The organism is Paenibacillus sp. Soil766, from assembly GCF_001428105.1.
Lineage (GTDB): Bacteria > Bacillota > Bacilli > Paenibacillales > NBRC-103111 > Paenibacillus_E.
On sequence record NZ_LMSJ01000001.1, the window covers coordinates 509002 to 528861 of the forward strand.

Annotated in this window: 12 protein-coding genes and 2 pseudogenes; 1 reads left to right on the forward strand and 13 read right to left on the reverse strand. The window is 42.5% G+C overall.

All coding sequences use genetic code 11. The features are described from left to right. Window positions 1–130 precede the first annotated feature (130 nt). The 9 genes and pseudogenes from ASG89_RS01770 to ASG89_RS01810 form a co-directional block, all read right to left on the reverse strand. Window positions 131–3523: an OmpL47-type beta-barrel domain-containing protein gene (locus ASG89_RS01770; protein WP_057308572.1), complete on the reverse strand. Its 3393-nt coding sequence runs from the start codon at window positions 3521–3523 to the stop codon at window positions 131–133. A 289-nt stretch (window positions 3524–3812) separates the two neighbouring features. Then, window positions 3813–6155: an AraC family transcriptional regulator gene (locus ASG89_RS01775; protein ID WP_057308573.1), complete on the reverse strand. Its 2343-nt coding sequence runs from the start codon at window positions 6153–6155 to the stop codon at window positions 3813–3815. 238 nt (window positions 6156–6393) lie between these two features. Further along, on the reverse strand, window positions 6394–7920 hold the full coding sequence (locus ASG89_RS01780; RefSeq protein WP_057308574.1) for an ABC transporter substrate-binding protein: 1527 nt from the start codon (window positions 7918–7920) through the stop codon (window positions 6394–6396). A 59-nt stretch (window positions 7921–7979) separates the two neighbouring features. Continuing rightward, window positions 7980–8855 carry a carbohydrate ABC transporter permease gene (locus ASG89_RS01785; RefSeq protein ID WP_057308575.1) on the reverse strand — a complete coding sequence of 292 codons (876 nt, stop codon included), beginning with the start codon at window positions 8853–8855 and terminating at the stop codon, window positions 7980–7982. Between the two features lie 15 nt (window positions 8856–8870). Then, window positions 8871–9833, reverse strand: a complete 963-nt coding sequence (locus ASG89_RS01790; RefSeq protein ID WP_057308576.1) for an ABC transporter permease — start codon at window positions 9831–9833, stop codon at window positions 8871–8873. Window positions 9834–11176: 1343 nt separating this feature from the next. Next, complete coding sequence (locus ASG89_RS01795; RefSeq protein ID WP_057308577.1) at window positions 11177–11704, reverse strand: CBO0543 family protein; 528 nt, start codon at window positions 11702–11704, stop codon at window positions 11177–11179. Between the two features lie 1121 nt (window positions 11705–12825). Beyond that, window positions 12826–13497, reverse strand: coding sequence for an ABC transporter ATP-binding protein (locus tag ASG89_RS01800; RefSeq protein ID WP_057308578.1), 672 nt, complete (start codon window positions 13495–13497; stop codon window positions 12826–12828). Window positions 13498–13583: 86 nt separating this feature from the next. Next, window positions 13584–14105: pseudogene (gene sigK, locus ASG89_RS01805) on the reverse strand (RNA polymerase sporulation sigma factor SigK); the annotation flags it as partial. Between the two features lie 336 nt (window positions 14106–14441). Beyond that, window positions 14442–15731, reverse strand: a complete 1290-nt coding sequence (locus tag ASG89_RS01810) for an alpha-L-fucosidase (RefSeq protein ID WP_057308579.1) — start codon at window positions 15729–15731, stop codon at window positions 14442–14444. Between the two features lie 215 nt (window positions 15732–15946). On the opposite strand from ASG89_RS01810, the gene ASG89_RS01815 reads away from it, so the two are divergent. Next, on the forward strand, window positions 15947–16780 hold the full coding sequence (locus tag ASG89_RS01815; RefSeq protein ID WP_057308580.1) for an AraC family transcriptional regulator: 834 nt from the start codon (window positions 15947–15949) through the stop codon (window positions 16778–16780). 62 nt (window positions 16781–16842) lie between these two features. On the opposite strand, the pseudogene ASG89_RS38530 reads toward ASG89_RS01815, so the two are convergent. From ASG89_RS38530 to ASG89_RS01830, 4 genes and pseudogenes are all read right to left on the reverse strand, one after another. Next, window positions 16843–16962 (reverse strand): annotated as a pseudogene (locus tag ASG89_RS38530) (hypothetical protein); the annotation flags it as partial. 91 nt (window positions 16963–17053) lie between these two features. Then, on the reverse strand, window positions 17054–17305 hold the full coding sequence (locus ASG89_RS37370) for a hypothetical protein (RefSeq protein WP_057308581.1): 252 nt from the start codon (window positions 17303–17305) through the stop codon (window positions 17054–17056). A 347-nt stretch (window positions 17306–17652) separates the two neighbouring features. Beyond that, the gene (locus ASG89_RS37080; RefSeq protein WP_057308582.1) at window positions 17653–18366 is read right to left on the reverse strand and encodes a glycosyl hydrolase family 28 protein; all 714 of its coding nucleotides are present in this window, start codon (window positions 18364–18366) and stop codon (window positions 17653–17655) included. A 276-nt stretch (window positions 18367–18642) separates the two neighbouring features. Further along, on the reverse strand, window positions 18643–19860 hold a 1218-nt coding region (locus ASG89_RS01830), incomplete at its 5' end, for a family 43 glycosylhydrolase (protein ID WP_157276482.1).

Below are 19860 nucleotides of genomic sequence, written 5' to 3' on the forward strand. Positions count from 1 at the left end.
ATTCATCCGTTTTCGGAAAATTACAAAAAACCCCAGGCTATACGCTAGGGGATAAGTATATTTTGCAAATTATCCGTTCTATTACTTTTTATCACATCTCATTGACACTAGCATTTATTTATTTTTCCCCTTACTTGTTGGACAACAAGTATTGGGCATCCCGAAACAGGTAGCCTCCGGCTTGCACAGAGATATGCTTACCGCTTTGCGCCTGCACTTCATTTACGAAATCGGCCAAAGCGTTCACGGCCAATTTGCGTTGTAAGCTATTAGCGATACCTGCATTATTGATCCATCCGGAATTCGTAAAGCGTGTTACCAAGGCTTGCAGGGATTGGATACTTGTCGTAGTCTGGAACTCTACCGTTTGGCTGCCCGTATTCCCTGCTAGGTCGCTTACCGTTACTATCAGCGTGTGCGACCCAAGCGACAGCGAATACATCGGGATGGCAGATCCTTGCTGCACGGTTTGCTTTACGCCATGCGTACTTACCGTGACCGTCGTCTTGCTGCTGTCAACTCCGGACAAGTTATCGCCTAGCGTAAAGATCGGCGTAATATCCATGGAATCGCTGTACGTTCCGTACACAAGACCGGATACCGTTATCGTCGGTGTAGTTTCATCCAGATTGAAGCCAATAGTTTTTATCACTTCCACATTGCCGGCGTTATCCGTCGAACGGTAGCTCACCGTATAATTGCCGTCCTGACTGAGCGTGACTGGCGCCGTGTAGGCCAGCCATGTGCTGCCACCATCCAGGCTGTACTCCGTCCTAGCCACACCCGAGAGATTGTCATATACGTTAAAGTTTACCGTTACAGCATGCACATACCACCCATTCAGCCCGACCTGCTGATCAGGTGAGACAGCAACCGTCGTCACCGGAGCCGTCTTGTCGATCTTGACGGATACCGTATGACCTGCTTCCACTCTGCCAGCGTTATCCACGCTCCAATAATATAGCGGATGGATGCCTTCCTCCGTAATATTCACGCTCGTACTCTTCTGCTGAGCGCCGCCGTCCATCGTATAAAACGTGGCTGCAATGCCGGATCCGCTGTCGGTTGCCTTCAGATGTACAGCTACATCATGATTGACCCAGCCCTGCGGGGCATCGTTGGTTGTCACCGGCGGGATTTTTGGTATGCCCGTGACAATAAATTCCTGCATACCAATTTTCCCTCCGGATGCAGTATTTCTTACATATAATCGGAGATTGGTTGTAGCTAATGAGGAAATGGGTGTATATCTTTGCTCCAGATTCGTGTTCGAAACTTGGTAGGGCATGATGTCGATCCATGCATTTTGACTGGCGCTCCATCGCTGAACTTTCCACTCCGTTACTTGATAGGCACCATATTCATCTTCTGTAAATCTAAAAACATAATGATCGAAGTCACCGCCAAGATTAAATTGAACCCAGGATTCGTTGGCTTCATTCTGAGCTTCGCCTGTAGCAATCGTGCTGTCCCACATTCTGTCGAGGTTGCTCCATCCACCACTATCAGCCGCCTTAGTGCTGCTATTCGCCAAACTATCCGACTTAAAGTTGGAATTTAAGTAACCGTAGTCCGGAGTCGCAGGTACTTGATTTAATAGCCCGGCGTAAGCTGATTCCAATCCTGCTTGATTAGCAATATCCTTTGCCGCTTGCGGCCAAGTACTTATATCTGTGCTTGTAAGTTTTGTATAGTTTGTAACTACAGCGTTGCTGGAAGACGGCTTGGATGAATTCCCGTAATTGGAATCAAATAGAATCGTGCTAGGATCCACGGACCTCGGAGAAAGGTTAAGTCCCTTCAAAATTACATTTTCTTTCCAAGTGATCTGATAGCTGTTATCATCGTTATAAATACCGGCATCCGCAGATGATGCATTCGTAACGTAATTGCCAATAATTTGAGTGCCTTTTGATGGTCCGAAATTGTAAATAGAGGCATTATCATTAACCCCGTATAATTTAGCCCAATTGGATTGACCAATCTTATTGGAGGCGATATAAGACTGACCAATATCCTGGCTTACATCGACATCATTGGTGGTAAAGTTGCCAAGTACCTGCATTCTGGAATGAATCCCCATATAGGCTGTATTATTAATGTCGTTATGAGTGATGGTTGTCCTTTGCGCTGGCATGATGCTAATTCCGGTAGCGGCCATAAAGTCGCGACCAGTATCACGGATTACATTATTGGTAATCGTGTTGTCCTTGACAGGGGCTTCTCCGGGAATATCATCATCCATATAAGTTCCCAGGAATCTGCCAATCTCGACACCTGCTCCCGTCAGGTCATAAAATATATTGCCTTGGATCAGAGTATCAGACGCGTCGTTATACAAATGTATGCCGGAAGCACCCATATGGCGAATGGTATCCCCAATGAATTGGATGCCGCTTGTGTGATTTAGTGAAATGTTGCCGGGGACTTGGTCGCCGTAAGTGAAACTAGGATTTACACCACTCGATGAATATAAGGCTTCCGCCTGGGAGCCCCCTATGAAATAATCTTTAGGAAACAACCAGTTACCGTGTTCGAACGTGATTCCCTGAAGTCGGATATTTTGCACCAAGTTCGATGTAGAGCTGCCCTCAAACTTCACTAACTGATCCGAAGCGATAGCAGGTGCATATACTTCGGCGGTACTCATATTTTCATTGCTGTAAGGATAATAGTAGATTTTCCGAGTAACTCTGTTCAAGTACCATTCTCCAGGTGTATCCAATTCCTCAAAAGCATTAATAATCATATACTTGTCTGTGGCAGACATATATCCTCGTTCCGCACGAATTTGAAAATGGGGCTGTGCAGCCCTTACTGTGTGATAGTCGCCATTTACCCCCACATTTATGACAGGCCACTCATCGACTTTGAACGAATTCAGATGCAGTAATCGAACATCAGTAGGGTTAGAATAGATCTTGACCGTTAGCGGTGAGAAGTTGATCCCATCAATTGTCGTATCGGTCGCATAGGGACTATCGTAAAAAGAGATTCCTTTCACCCAAGGACCGCTGGCTCGGTAAGCTCTGACACCGTTTACATATAACTGTCTGAAATAATCCGTGTAACCCGCCGACAACGGAACGTCCGCAGCATAATAATTTTGTCCCGATACCTGTGTCCATCCTGTGATACGCTTACCACCGCTGATAACAGGCTTTTCGCTGCCATAAGCCATATAATTAATATAGTAACCGTTTGAGCCTCCATCGTTATCTGTAAAGGCAATAGTTGACGACTGCTCGTACGTACCTCCCCGAAGATAAACATTGATATCGCCAGTCATGTCGCCACGAATAGTATTTACGATATCTTTAACCTTTTGGATGGTCTTGAACGGCGCAGATAAGGTTCCGGCATTGCTATCATTTCCGGAAGGTGATACATAATAAGTTGCCTGTGTAGTCGCACTTGCTTTTGGCATGGGAACGATGGTTAGCGCGGTAGCAGCCATCGTCATCGTCAAGAAGCATTTCAAGATCGAACGGGTAATTCTCCTCCTTAACACTTGGTTCATCATAAAAATATCCTCCTTTAAATTTGTATTTAGGTGAACCTGCTGGTTAACCTGTATACAAGTTAGCAGGAATAAGTCACTATATCTACTAACAAATACATGATTTTCTCTGATTATTGACGAATTCTGTTTCAATCCTTATTCATCCGTTTTCGCATCCGTATATAGCAAGATGCTCCTTTGGGATTACTTCATATCAACAGCCAAGAAAGACAGCGCTTTCTTTTGAAATTGCCAAAAACCCCAGGCTATATGCTAGGGGCTACGTAAATTTTTGAAATTATCCGTCCTATTACTTTTTATTTAATATGGTCAGATTCTGCCTGTACTCATTGGGGGTAATCCCGAAATGCTTTTTGAACAATTTATAGAAATTGGTTTCATTCGTGTACCCAACATCTACCAATATGTTTTTGATACTATCATCTGTTGTTCGGAGCCTTTCACAGACTCTGTCCAATCGTAATTGATGCACATAATCAATGACAGATTTGTCCATGTTATCTTTAAATATTTGCCCCACGTAGAGTGGCGACATCTTGAATTCAGATGCAATTTTTTTTAAACTCAAATCCTCACTGCAAAACTCCATATGGATGTAATCAACGATCGAGTTCACCAAGTAATTATGTTTTTTGGCCGTTTGAATCGTTGTTTTTTCTATCATTCGGTGGAATAACTTAGTGAACTGTTCATGTATATCTTCCAAGGTTGTCAGATTAACAATTTCATAACAGAAGGAATTAAATTTGAACTCAATCGGTTCGATTAAATGAGCATTCATATGTTGGATTTCACGATATATCAAAAATACGAGTCTTGTGAGTAAAGCGTAAAGCTGGTTGCAGTCTCCCTGGGAAATCCAATCAAATATATCTTCAAAGATTTTCTCCGCTTCTAAGGAATTGCCTGATTTAATAGCTTCAATAAGCTTTTCCGTTCGTTCCAACGGTACATCTAAATCCGTACGATTTAATCTGGTAATGACCATAGCCTGCTGAAGCAAACAGCTTGTCCCGTAAAAAATCCGGTAATCAAACAGCGAGCTCGTATTTTTATAGACTTGATACAGAGGTTCACCTTCACCAATAATAGAACTTACGGCAGCAGATAAGGTGATACCTGGAATGATCCTACCTATTAGAGCTTGCACCTTTCGTATTGGCTCCAAATGGGTAGGATCTCTATAGTTCGCAACACCCTGATCGCTCTCCATGAGATAGACGAACGTCCCATTCCCCATAGCAGTCTTTTTGAATTTTGAAATCTCCGCTAGAACATCATCTGCAATATTGGTTATAGAAAAATAAAATAACCGCTTTTCTTCTTCTTTCAACTCCTGGTAGTAGAGCTCTTGATCCGGCTTAAAGACAATCATTAAAAAGGGGACATGCTTGGTTTCAGTGCCCGAGTTGATATCTAACGTCTTATCGTCCATTAATAAGGATTTTAATCGGTTCTCTTCCAAAATATCGTAAGTCGACATCTTATATCTATCGAAGTCGCCGATTGTTCTCATACTATAATCGAATGCAGAGGCGAGCAAATCAGATTCTTTTTGGGACGCTGCATCGGGCAGGCGATCAAGTAAGTTTTCTCTAACTTTATTAACTAAATTTCCGAATGGAGAGTAAATATTTTTGGCTAAGTAAAAGGCAACCAACAGCCCTCCCAACAAACAGATTGACGTATACAGTAATGTCTTTTCCCTCATTTGACGAAGAGGTGCAAATTCAGTTTCATACGGGGCTTCTGTTACCATGAGCCAATTGGTTCGTTGAATGGGAAAAAAAGTTGCAACCTGGTTGCCACTAATCAAGCTGCTTCCAGTTTTAGAATTTCTGTCAATGTTTGATAAATATCGTGCATCAAATGGTGTATACATCGTTTTTTGTTGATCGCTATCAAGTATAATCCGATTCTGGTCATCAAGAATATATAACCGGCCTTTATCTCCGCCATATTTCATCAGATTGTTTCGTAACCAATCCGTCTTCACATTGACAATCAAAGCACCTTCAGCCTTCCCATCCGATCCTTTTGTATCATATAAAATATAGGTAAACACTTCACGTCCGGAATCTGATAATTCATCGTTCAATATAACCGGAACTGGAGTTAGCAGTGGCACATCATTCAATTTATCAAAAATGGCCTTTTTCCATACTTCGTCCGAATCTAACGTTTTCCAGCCATGCGTTGTATAAAAAATGTTTGCGGACCTATTATATATCGCGGCAGAGGAAATCATCGAATTGCTAGCGACCGTTTTCTGCAATCTATTAAAAGCTCTTTGCAACAAAAAATTGAAATTTTCAACATCTGTTTGATGATTATACATGAGTAATTGATTATCAGCATCTTGGAAAAGCGTTAGCATAAAAATTTTGATCGAATCATTCATAGAATCGATGTTATAGCTTAGTTGTTCAAGTACTTGTTGATTATTCTGATAAGTCATTTTTAAACCTTCATTTCGAAAATCTTTGTATAACAAATTCGATAGCAAAATGACCATAAAAATAATCAAAATCGATATCAAAGTAAATATTTTCGCCAAAGAACGATAACGAAGTTTTGAAAGAAAAGGTACTTTAATGTTGATCACACCACCAATCTGTCGCATCGATCCCATAAACAAAGCAATCCATATTCAATGAATTTAACACGTAACCCCTTGAGTATCAATCCCACACTCAAGATAGAAAAGGACCCTTCGCACGTAGTGAACTTTAAAGTACATGTCGCACATACAGGGGTCACTCAAAAGATTTGATTATTCAATACTTTTTTGTTGATTGTCATAATCCTGCATTTCTCCAATCACGAATGATACCCGGTGAACCAATGGCTCACCGGGCTATTGCTTTGTTTTACTTATTAGTTGCTTTCCAAGCGTCTAATTGCTTCTGCTTCTCTACAATGATTTTGTCTGCGCCAGCTGTTTTCAGTTTAGCAAGGAACTCAGGAAGCATTTTCTCCGGTTCTACGAAGCCGCTTTCCAGAGCCGGACGATACTCATCCATTACAGATTGGCATTGAGCAATTTCGGATTTAACTGGTTCGGTGTTAAATACAAAGCCCAGCATTTTCGATTGCTTCGAATTTTTATTCAAATCTATGGTTTCTTGCCAAACGTTATCCGGTTGGGCAGGAAGCAAATAGGCATTGAATTGATTACCGAATGTCCACGAGCGGTTTGGCGCATAGCCGCTGTTAAGAATTTGCTCGATGCGATTGTCGCCTGTTTTCTTGTAATGCTTATTTTCAATTCCGAAACAGATTAGGTTATAAATTTCTTTATCCGTATTCATTAACTCCAAGAATTGAATAGCTTTATCTGGATGTTTACTGTTTTTGCTAATGGCTTGCAGCGTCGAAGCAACGTTATCATTCGTGACGATCGGCGTGTCGATGATTTTCTCGACAACATCAACGTTACCGAAGTTTACTTTCGTATCGACAAGTCCGCCCGGCTTTGTGTTATTGAAGAAGGTGGCAACATTACCCGTTTTGAGAGCAGGCAGTATGTTTGCCAACGTAGTGGCATCCTGGTTAATGTATCCCTTTTCAAACCAACTGTGCATTAATGTCACGTATTGTTTGAATTCAGGCTGCTCAAACTGATTGATTACTTTCAAAGAAACATCGTCAATGCGTACAGCGCCTACAGTATTCAAGCTGCCGACAGTATCCAGACCGCTGATTGTGTACAAGTTAGCCGAAGACGATGCGAAATATCCGTTCTTATCCATTCCGAATGGCGTAACTTGTTTCCCCTCTCCATCGTGAACTTTCGCAAGGAACGGAGTGAGATCTTCTAGCTTTTTAACACTATTCAAGTCAAAACTGTATTTATCCAACAGCCTCTTCTCAGCAACGATGGAATGCTGCCTTGCTACAATTTGATAGTTAGGGATCGCATAGATTTGATTATTAACCGTTACGGATTTCCAGAACCCTTCTGGGATACTTGCATAGGTTTTGGGAGCATATTTTTTCACTAGATCGGTAATCGGCTGCAATGCGCCTTTGGTTACCTGCCCATAAAAATCGCCAAATGCAGGAGAAGCGCCTGTAAATAGAATATCAAAGTCATCGTTGGCAGCAATCATCGTATTCACCTTTTGATCATACGGTGCGCCTGGGTCAATGAATTGAATATCCACTTCTGTATTAATTTTCGGACGAATAATGTTGTTTATTGCTTCCTGTACTGCCGGCAGATCTTTCTGGGGAGCAGATCTTACCACCCACTTCAGTTTCACAAGTTCTTCTTTCTTACCCACTTCTGGATCTTTTCCGGACGGGGCAGTGCTGTTACTGGAACAAGCTGACAACATGGCGATAGCTGTAATAACTGTAAAAGCTTGCACTAATGTCCTTCTCATCTTTCTCATTGTGAATCCTCCCTTTATCTTATCATTTCATCTATGCTTACACCTTGGAAGGTAAAAGCCTAACCTTTAATTGCGCCTACCGTCAAGCCTGAAACAAAGTATCTCTGAAAAAACAGGAAGATAAACAACATCGGACCAGCTGCAATAATTGCCATCGCCATTCGTGCAGATTCTGTTGGGAAGTCTGCCGTACCGCCAAGAGCGAAATCTTGAGATAGGGACAATATATTATTGATCATCGTTCTTAACAGCAATTGAAGTGGTTGATAGTTCGGATTATCCATATACAACAAGCTCAAATACCAGTCATTCCAATATCGTAATATGCATAGAAGACCTACGGTAGCTATCGCCGGCTTAGAGATTGGAACAATGATTCTCCAGAGTAATCGATTTTCCGAACACCCATCGATTTGAGAAGCTTCGATTAATTCTTTGGGAATAGCTGAGAAAAAGGTCCGCAGCAAAAGAACATACCATGGGAGAACCAGATAGGGTAGGATTAGTGCCCATAAAGAGTCCTTTAAACCGTACACTTGGGTAACAACGATATAGGTAGGGATCAACCCACCATTAAACAGCATCGTAAAAAACACGAGGAAGTTAACTGGTTTTCGATAGGCAAAGTCGCTTCTAGACAAAGGAAACGCCACCAAGATCAAAATAATAATCGATAGCAAACCTCCCCCAAACGTAACAATGGATGATACGCCGTAAGCTTTCAGAATCAAGGAAGGTTCTTGAAAAATATAAGTGTACGCGGCGAATGAAGTTTTACTGGGCCAAATGGAATAACCAACAGAATAGATTGCTTTGTCATCCGAAATGGAAATCGAGAACATTAACAATAAAGGAAATATGCACGCTGCGGTAAACAACAGTAGAACCAGGTGCATCCCCCACTGACTTTCGCTTCGCTTAGCTATACGAATCACTTGACTCCACCCTTTCTAAAACAATGCATTGTCTGGATTGAATTTACGCACAATCCAGTTTATCCCAATGACAAGCATGAATCCAATGACAGCCTGGTACAAACCGACCGCTGAGGCCATGCCGATATCGCCAACGACTCGCAAAGAACGAAATACATAAGTATCAATAACATCAGTCGTCGGATATAGCACCCCTGTATCCTGCGTAACCAAGTAGAATAATCCGAAATCGGCATAAAATACGTGGCCTAATTGCAAAATAATCATAATGGTTACAATTGGAGTTAATAGAGGCAATGTAATACGAAATCGAACTTGCCATCTGGTTGCTCCATCAATTTCAGCAGCCTCATAATAACTTTTATCTAAACCCATCAAAGCAGCATAAAGGATTAATGTGTTATATCCTATCGCCTTCCAAAAGTTGATAAGTGTTAGCAGCACTGGCCAAAGCTTCGGATCACCATACCATTGAACGGGCTTGATGTGCATCTGCTCGAATAGTGAATTCACCATACCTAATTTCACATCAAGAAACGCCATAACCAAAAGTGCAACTACCGGCATTGAAAGAAAATAAGGTATAAACATCGATGTTTGATAAAGTTTCAACCACTTTTTCTTCGTAATTTCACTAAGCATGATAGCAAAGTACATGGCACCAACCATAACCGTAAAGATAAATAAGAGGTTAAGTCCAACGGTGTTTCTTGTAATTCTAAATGCATCCTGGGATTGAAAGAAAAAAGCAAAGTTTTTAAATCCTGACCATTCACTGCCAAATATCCCTTGATCCACTCGATAATTTTTAAAGGCTAGCACGATTCCGCCCATGGGCACATAATTAAAAAGTATCAGTATGATAATAGCTGGGAGTACCATTAACGTTAGATCCCTATTTTTTTTCCAGCTCCACTCCTTAGATTTTGCCGCTTTTCTCCCCAGACTTAGCGATCTCTTTTCTTCAACGGTATTCATGACACTCCTCCTCTATTTCATGGCGCAACATGAATTTAACATGTCTCAGTGCAAAAAAAATACTATTAAAAGTATAAATTATTGGTTCATGCTACTAACAAATTCATCAATTATTGCATTTAATAGCATCCAGCATCTATTCAACCGAAAGGCACCACAAAGGATGTCGATCCTTCGTAGTGCCTCTCATTTGAACTATTAATATTTTTGTGGCGCCCGAGAAATCAATTTCATACAAAAAACTAATAATAAGTTTGTTACTCAACGGACTTTTTCAGTGATTACCGAAGTAAATGTGGAAAATAAAGTTCGTTAATATTGTTTTTTATTTTAAATAAACTTCTCTATCTTCAACCTAAAAATTCAGACATAAAAATGACCAAGACCTCATTCCTAATTGTCTTGATCATTTATTATAATTATCTTTACATCAAAACATCAAAGCTTCGCACTATATTTTTAAAACCATCAAATAACAGCTGACTAGGATCAATTTTAAATTCTTCTCCTTTAATTGCAAACTCATTTTTCATATCAACCTTTAATAGGATATCCTCATGTGACGATTTTGTTCTTCTAAATATTCACACAGTTGCCGTTATCTTCTAAGCTTCGCCACCTTAAACACCCTTCTAAATTCCTTCCCATCTTTCATTCCCCTGTCCCGCATAATTTTTTGTTGGTGGTTACCTTATATTCATAGCCAACAAAATGCTTGGCTTTTCATATTCGGAAAGCCGAACACCTCATCTAAAGTGATGCTTATAAAACAACCTTGATTGCCTCGAACAGCAAATTCTTACATCAAAGTCACCCCATTTTCATTACAGGACATTCATATAGATTCTAGGGATAGACACGGATTATGAATAGATAAATTTTCAAGATATTAACAAACGCGCCGCTTAGAGTAGCGAATACTTGATCCGTGTAGAAGAACAATTCCTCGCTATTTATTTGCGTTGTTGGGTGGGAAGACAAATAAATTTAAAATTGCAAGAAGCTAGCAAACCATGGGTTTGCTGGCCTTTCTTCGTACAAATAAGATTCAAATTACTTATGATGCAGGCAAGCCTTGATGTAATCGAGGCAAACTATGTAGTTGATACATAGATAGGACATTATTGTATAACTTATATTCTAATTTTAATCATATGTCCTTTATAAAAGAATTGTCATAACAAACCAAGACTAACTTCATTCTACTTCCGAATTCAAAGGGGATTAAATCCTGCGAACGCAAGAGCTTGCGTGAGGAAATTAAATCATACTGAGGAAGCGTACGAGGCGACCGTATCCTTACTGCATGAGAATCCCTTCCAGCGATCCCATAGGCTAAATTTTTAGTTTTTTGGTGTCCAGTAATTAACGAATACTCTAGTCAATGTGCCCGTGAAAATATAGAAAAGGAAAGAATATGCGTAGGTCCAATCATAATAAGAAATAACTCCAGCCCAAACTGAAAACGGCTCCCCAATAAATGAAAAAATAAGGGCTTGAAATAATAATGCAACGGAGAAGGTGTTCCATGTTTTGAAGTATTGAAAAATCAACATCTGTGCAACCGGAACTACAGAAAAGTCAAAAGGAAACCCAATAAGAGAGTAGGGGACTAACTTAACAGGATATACCCAAGTACCGATTTCTGCACCAAGATCGTCTGTAAAGGAAGTGATAATTAGTACCATGAGTCCAAAGAACCAAATAGAGTGAGCTCTTTTGCGATCAATTACCTTCAATATAATTACCCATGGAATAATAAGTAAAATAAACATGAACCACCATTGCCAGGTAAAAACACCACTAGTTAACCATCTTTCGAGTTCGAAATGCGCTGCATTTTGTTGTATCTCATGTAATTGATCATTCATATTTTTTCGCCTCGATCATAGGAGAATTTTTTACATCATGTTAATTTTGCCCGTACACCTGCCGCGCTAATCTGTACGTTGGCGGAATAGGCTGCAAAATTTATCAACGGTAGCCTGTTTTAGATCTTGTTATGAAGCTATCGATTCCGTTATAGTTCAACGTACGAAGCCGTTTATAAATTCTAACGTGGATAATTAACAAATAATAAATAAATGTATACAACAAGAAGGAACGAAATAAACTCCAATTCAAATGCCACATGATACCTAGCTTTAAAGTCAACCACTCATAACTGGTTGAAAACTTAGACCAGGCTATAAGATATAGAATTTTCTTCCACCATCTAGCGGTATAAGAAAACCAATTTATAATCATTGCCACGAAAGCAGGATAAATACCAATAATAATCCATAAAGCCTTAAATTCAACTTTATCTATTTCATAAAATCCCCAAGCTTTAAGACTTGTGCTGGCAAATGTATCTGTAAGCGTTGATAAAAATTGACCAAATATGACTGTCCCATATATCTAAGATAAAGTTAGTCGTTTATTCATGAAAATTACAATTGAGTAACTAATTAAAATTGTAACGACTATTACAACCCAACTCATGTAATCACCTTTTCCAAAGTTCTTGGCTTTGGAATATATTGCCCAATAAAAGATGAACCTACAATATCTAACCTGAATTTAAATAAACTTCCCTTCGGGGTTAATAAAAACAAGGAGCAGCGGCCGCGACTGTTGAGGTTTCCAACTGCAGTAATACTCCTCTAACGATCATTGAGTTAAAGTTCTTACGTTAGTTTAGCGGATCACCCACTACTCGTTTGGCACAAGCAAACAAACCCCCTCTGATCTGAACCCATTGTTTACATTAGTAAAAAGTCACTAACGAACTCTATTTTCCACTAACACACTTTATTTTCCACCAACGATCTTTATTTTCCTTGATCAACGATAATGTTATTTCCTTGATCATGAAGATCATCATCACACGATTTTCACCTGACTTTTTCGTATGATACATTTATACATCAAGAATAAACCCGTGCAATTTGAACGGGTTTACTGCGTAATATCAATTCTCATGTTTAAATTTTACTAATGCATTCCGTACTCAATGCACCAGTCTCCCATCTCGAAACCGTACAACCCGCTTCGCCTGCTCCGCAACCTGCCGATCATGCGTAATCACAATAATCGTCCTGCCCTGCTCATTCAACCGCCTGAAAATGTCCATGATTTCCACACCAGTCTTGGAATCCAACGCCCCCGTTGGCTCATCCGCCAAGATAATAGGTGGATCACCAGCCAACGTCCGCGCAATCGCCACACGTTGCTGCTGGCCACCAGACAGCTCGGAAGGAAAATGCTTCCGACGATCCAGCAGATCAACCGCTTCCAATGCCTGGAGCACCAGCGGATCCCGCTGTTTTCTCGATAGTCCACGATAAATTAAAGGCAACTCCACATTCTCATATGCGTTTAACCTCGGCAGAAGGTTAAAGCTCTGGAAAACAAACCCGATCTTCCGATTACGAATTTCGGCCAGTTGTGAGTCTTTCAGCGAATGAATCTGCTTCCCATCAAGTATATACAGACCTTCGTCTGAAATGTCCAAACAGCCGATGATATTCATCAGCGTGGACTTTCCAGACCCCGAAGGTCCCATAATAGCGACAAACTCACCTTGTGCGATGTCTAACGAAATGTCGTCAAGGGCGCGGATTGTCTCCCCGCCCATGTGATAAAATTTGCTAACATGCTCAATTTGAATTAAGGCTGTCATTGTCTTCGCCCCCCATTATTTGAAGCCAAATAAATGAAGAATACGATTCAATTCAATGTGTACTTATTCAGATGAATTCATTTCTTTTACCGCTTCGCCTTATAAAATTCATGATATAGCTTCATGAGCGCCCGCTTCTCAATCCGCGACACATACGAACGTGAAATCCCCAGTTCCTTCGCGATCTCCCGCTGTGTCCGCTCTTCGCCGCCAAGCTCCAAACCAAACCGACCGACAACAACTTCCTTCTCGCGGTCGTCCAAAATCTCTAAATTTTTATATATCTTCGACTTCTCAATTTTCAACTGTACTGCATCCACAACATCGTCAGCTTCACTGCCGAGGATGTCAATCAACGTAATCTCATTCCCCTCTTTGTCCGTTCCAATGGGGTCATGCAAGGATACATCTTTCCGCGTTTTCTTCAAGGAGCGCAAATGCATCAGAATCTCGTTCTCGATACAACGTGCAGCAAATGTCGCCAGCTTCGTGCCCTTATTCGGCGAGAAGGATTCAATCGCTTTGATCAGGCCGATCGTTCCAATGGAGATCAAATCTTCCAAATCTTCCCCCGTATTGTCGAATTTTTTGACGATATGAACACGAAGCAACGTAACTTCCCTCTACAAAAATGCCCGCTAACGGAACAAAGAGCTGCCTCCCGGCAGCCCTTTCGAAGTTGAACTATTGCTTTCCGAGCGTAACAACTCCATATAAATAAGCATATGAAGGCATCTTACTGTTCGCATATGCAGCCGCGCCGATCATTCCAGCTTGTCCACCTAATGTCCACCTGATCTCTCTTGTTCTATCTTACAATCATGGAATGGAAAGAAAGTTTTAAGGGATGATATTGGGCGGTATCACGTACTGAATTTAGCAAGCGATCACCGGTAAAGTAAACAATCAGGTATCCGGAATACTCTTCTCCAGAAGACATCGTTTCAACCTCCCGTTTCCACAACCAGCTTGATGACAGTATCAAGCGGCTCCCATTTTTCCTTAGGTACTTTGATGGAAATCTCTTTCTCATTTTGTTCGAAAGGAACCGGGGTGCCGTCCAGCAATTGGCAACGTACAATTTTCTGCGGAAGCGCCGGTAAAGACATGTTATCAAAAACTGGCATATTTTGAACATGCAAATATAGATGGTTTCCCTTGCAGGTCATACCATAAATATGGTCTACCGGCTCGAGCGGCCCCCCCCGGGTCCCGTAAATGGCTTCGCCGTTTTTCCTCATGAAGGCACCGATTTGCTTTAAACGCTCAACTTGGCTTGCAGGTATTTCCCCTTCCGGATCTGGAGCAACATTGAGCAGTACATTGCCGCCGCGGACAAAACAATCGATCATTAATTTGATTATTTGTTCTAACGGCAATACCCGTTCTTCAGCATCATAGGACCAATGATAAGCGATGGTGAAACATTTTTCCCAATCGACAGGAACAATGTCCCCATTAATCTCGTGAGGACCTTCATCGCATTGAAAATCGCCGATCCAGCCGGACCGCGGATTAATGACGCATTTCGGCTGATTGCTCCTTACCATCTCGTTTAATCGGACCGGCTCCCAGAACCAGGCCGCATCGGCATCCGTTCCGGAATGCGCCAACCAGCCACCATCATACCAGAGAATATCAATCGTTCCATATCGCGTGGTAAGCTCTTGCAGCTGCTCATAAGTTTGCCGTTTCATCAAAGCCGCATTTTCAGCCAGCTCCTTTGGTTTGAAATAGCCGGGAAACCTCCAGTCCATAGGTGAATAATACAAACCGGTACGAAGCCCTGCCTTACGAAAGGCATCGGTATATTCTTTAACAAAGTCGCGTTTGGCGCCGGTATTCGCGCTATGGAATTGTCCGTAGCTTCCTGGACTGTCCCACATAGCAAAGCCGTCATGATGGCGAGTTACCATGACCGAATATCGCATACCTGCTTCTTGAGCCAGGTTCGCCCAGTCTTCTGCATTAAATTTCTGTGGTCGAAACTGATCGGCCAGCTTCGCATATTCGTCAGCGGGAATTTTCTCGTTGAACATGGCCCATTCACCGCGACCAACTATGGAGTAAAGTCCCCAGTGGAAAAAAAAGCCGAGCTTGGCATCCCGCCACCATTCCTTATCCTCATCGCTCAGGTTAAGCCACGGTGCCTCAACGCCGTCCCGGCTTTTCAGCTGAACACTGCTTTTCAACATGGAGGCAAGCTCGGCGTCTTGCAATTTCTTGATGGACATGTTTCGCAAATCCCCTTTATATAAAACAAAATTACTTTCTTTGTTTATTATAATGCACTTCATTCAAAAGAAAAATAGCATAATATTATATTAGATATAATAAAATTACGATTAGTATCGCGATTTCCCGATTCCCTATCCGGCTTATTTTCCTGTATTATTGATATAGTTAGCATGAATTTATGACTATAACCAAATTACATGGGAGTGGTTCGATGTACCGCCTCTATATGCTGCCTGCTTTCGAAGAATATAACTTTCTTTGTTTTCCGCACTCGGTCGGGAAAAATACCAAGCCCATTGATCATAATGTCAATCGCGAATCGGGGGTTAGAGATTTCAGCTTGCATTTCGTGGTAGGCGGTAAGGGATATCTGGAATTGAACGGGACCGTCTATGACTTAAAACAAGGAGATGTCTTCCTTCACACGCCATTTCAGAAAATGCGCTACTACACATCGGAAGATGACCGCTGGGAGATTTACTGGATACAATTTAACGGAAGCGCCTTGGCGAACTTTATGCTGGAGAGAGGCTTTCACGAAACGTCCCTCTGGTATATGAAAGAGAACGGACCGCTAGAGCAAGCCTGGCTGGAACTGCTAGATGAAGTAGAAGTAAACAACTTTTTGCGACCTGCCAAAATTTCCGCCCTGACCTATGCTGTGATTGTTGAATTTATGTGCAATGCCATACCTTTTTCCAATAATAGGGGTACGCACAACATTGACCGAATCATTCAACTGCTTCCGATGATGCATGAGAACGCTCATCTTCCATTTAACCTTGAAGAGTGGGCAAACAAAGCGAACCTAACGCCGAATTATTTCTGCAGTCTGTTCAAAAAGGTAACGAAAATGACGCCACTCACTTATATCACGAAATGCCGGATCCAAAAGAGCAAGCAATTGCTGCTGGGCGATCCGGGTATTCAAATCAAAGAGATCGCAATCAACTCAGGCTACCCCAGCGTAAGCTATTTCAATAAAATCTTCATGGAGATGGAGGGTATGACCCCGGGCGAATTCCGATCCATTCATTACAAATAAAAAACAGCTCCATTAAAATAGGCCAGCCAGATACCACTGGCTGGCCTATTAATACGAGTCGCTCAATTGCCTAACCGCTCGTTGATACGACTGACACAAGAATAGTCGGCAGCAATCCGTTCAACTTGCTTCTCCGTCCACTCATCTGTATACTTCTTCCCGCAACCATGACAAAATCGACTCTTACATGTAAATCATATATACTTTCAGGCTCCCCTTTTCGGCAACCCTTTCATTCGTATAAGGCATAACCTAGATCTCGGCTCCCCCACTTCATTGCCTTTTGGACCGTTTCTTCAATACTTTTACGAACAACCTCTGCGTCAAGTTTTGCTTGATGACATTACCCAAAATACCAAATATTGCTCCGAATCGGCGTCGTAGATCGCTTCCGGCGTTCAGACCCAGCCCGCCTCCAGGGGCGCAACTTCTACCATCCTTTGCTCTGACCAATGAATCAAATCGTTCGATTCCCATATCAGGACGGAGCGGCTTCCTTCGTACGCTGCCAATTTCCATCTTCATGCGCCTAGAGATCCGTCCTCAGTAAGAAGAACTTGTCCCCTTTGGGCGACTTACGATGAACAGATCGCGTACTCCTTTTTCCCCTAATTGAGAAGTAAGAACGGGCTTGCCGCCATTCAGCTCCTGCCAATGCAGCGGATTGTTCCATTCGCTTAAAGCTAAGTAGATCTCTCCCCGCCGCCTATGCCATCATCGGTAAAAATAAACGAACAGGTAACCAGCACATTTTTGTGATCGGACATTTTCCACTTCAACCTCTCAACTCTTTCAGACGGTCGATACGACGTAACGCTTCCCGCTTTCAACATCGAACCCGATACAGCCGTTCCCCACTTGAGAAAAAGTAATTACTTCGCCATCTTGCGTAATCCTGATCTTCTTCGGCATTCTGCAGGCCAGTAGTTCATCTCAGCATTAATATTGAGCGTATAAAGTTCATGATGCTCCAAAATATCTATATTCTCAAAACGGATATGCTCGATCGTGTCTCCATCCTTATGGTGGTCGCCATGGGTTCCCATTATGATGGGATGCGCTACATCGGCCCACAGCACTGAATTCCGTACGGTTACATATCTGGTATCACCATAGAAATCCCAACGAGTGCCGTAAACAGCAATGCAATCGTCAGAATTTCGTATGAAAATATCTTCAATATCAATGTTGAAACATGCCATGATATCAATACCGTCGGACCATCCCCTGGTACTGAAGGCTTTGAAATTGCGAATCTGCACATGTTCAGAGCTTCCAAGATAAATACTGTAATGTGGCGGATCAACAATCGTAATGCCCTCAACGGTAATTCGCTTGGAGAACACAATGCGTACTCCGCTCGCCCATGCAGCAAGAGCTCGTTCGCGATCAATATGATGGTGCTGTGTGGATACCGCCGTTCTACCGAACGTATCGTACCCGATGTCTCCCAAGGCGGTCCCTGCGTTATATCCGACGGTATGATGCCACTGCCATGAGGCCAGATACCAGGCTGCATGTTCCGCCCATTCGAGAAACGTCCTCTTGCAGGTGACTCGGAACAGTGCAAGTCCTACCTTAAGCAAAGGGATGGCAGACTCCGCAATATGTTTCTAGCGCCCCCGCCGTCGTGTAGCCGTTGTCGAGCAGCTCCCTAATAACCATTCCTGCGCCTATACGACAACCGGATCAGCCGCACCATCAAATACCGGATCCCGAAATAAAGGTGCCTTCATCTATTCTTCCTCTCTTCGTTCCCATTTTCAAGCCATCGAANCGACAACCGGATCAGCCGCACCATCAAATACCGGATCCCGAAATAAAGGTGCCTTCATCTATTCTTCCTCTCTTCGTTCCCATTTTCAAGCCATCGAAAAACCAGCCCGATAGGAGAATCCGCTGAATTTGATATTTCCTACGCCGGTTGCGTTCAACGCAATGCGGAGACTTAGAAAATCACCCAATACATTGTGATGGAAGCCCGACATTTCGAAACCATGGTCCAGTTTGGTCCACTGTCCTTTCAAGTCACGGAAGTACAGGCTTACCTCATGATGATCATTAACGATTCGGAGCGTTACGGATTCTCCGGACAATGGCGTATGTTCAGTCGAATAATCATTTCGGAAAGCAAACGCCTCCTTGCCGTCAAAGCCRATACCACAGTGAAAACCCGGTTTATAGAACAAGCCAAGCGTGCCTTCTGCCTCGCCTTCCACCGTAACGGAAACTTCGGCTGTATAAGCATGATGCATAGGAATACACAACAGCGGTTCTGCGTSTTTCTTGGAGTCTGCCTTTAGTACCAGTCGATTATCTTCTATTCTATAATCACCAAGACGTTCCCCTCCGAAGAAATGCCAGTGAAGCCCCAATCGTCCGGAATCCGCAAGCACCAAAGCTCCATCCGAAGGCTGTGCAGTTACAGTAACCTCAGGAACTGCTCCGCCTTCGGCATCAACCGAGGTGTACCAGCCATCGGCTGTCCACCCAATCGGTTCGATCAGCGTCTGCCTGCCGAGGGTATAATAATCTTTTTCATAAGCATGATACACGACAAACCAATTCCCTTCGGGCGTATCAACCAGCGTCCCGTGACCCTTGGACCACCAGGTTTCGCTGCGGTCCTTCGTGCGCACAATCGGATTATATGGRGAATTTTCCCATGGCCCTTCCAGCGACCTGGCGCGGGCGGAGACGATCATGTGGCTGGTCGCAGGTCCGGCAGTCCCCCCTTGCGCGCTAGTTTTATAGTAATATCCATCCTTAAACGTAAGCTTTGGAGATTCCAGATAAAAACCTTCCGTCAACCATTCCTTGGGATATCTCCAACCGTCGTATACCTTCCTTAAATCTCCTACGGTAGATARGCCATCCTTTGATAACTTGACCACATATCCTGAGGACAAAAATAGAAAACGATTCCCTTCTTGATCTTCCGCATGTCCCGGGTCGATATAGCCAACCTTCAAGTCGATCGGTTTGCTCCATGGCCCTTCGGGGGATTCTGCTGTTACGACCCAATTGGTTCCGCCGGCTGGAAAATAGATATAAAATAGTCCCTTATGATAGATCAAATC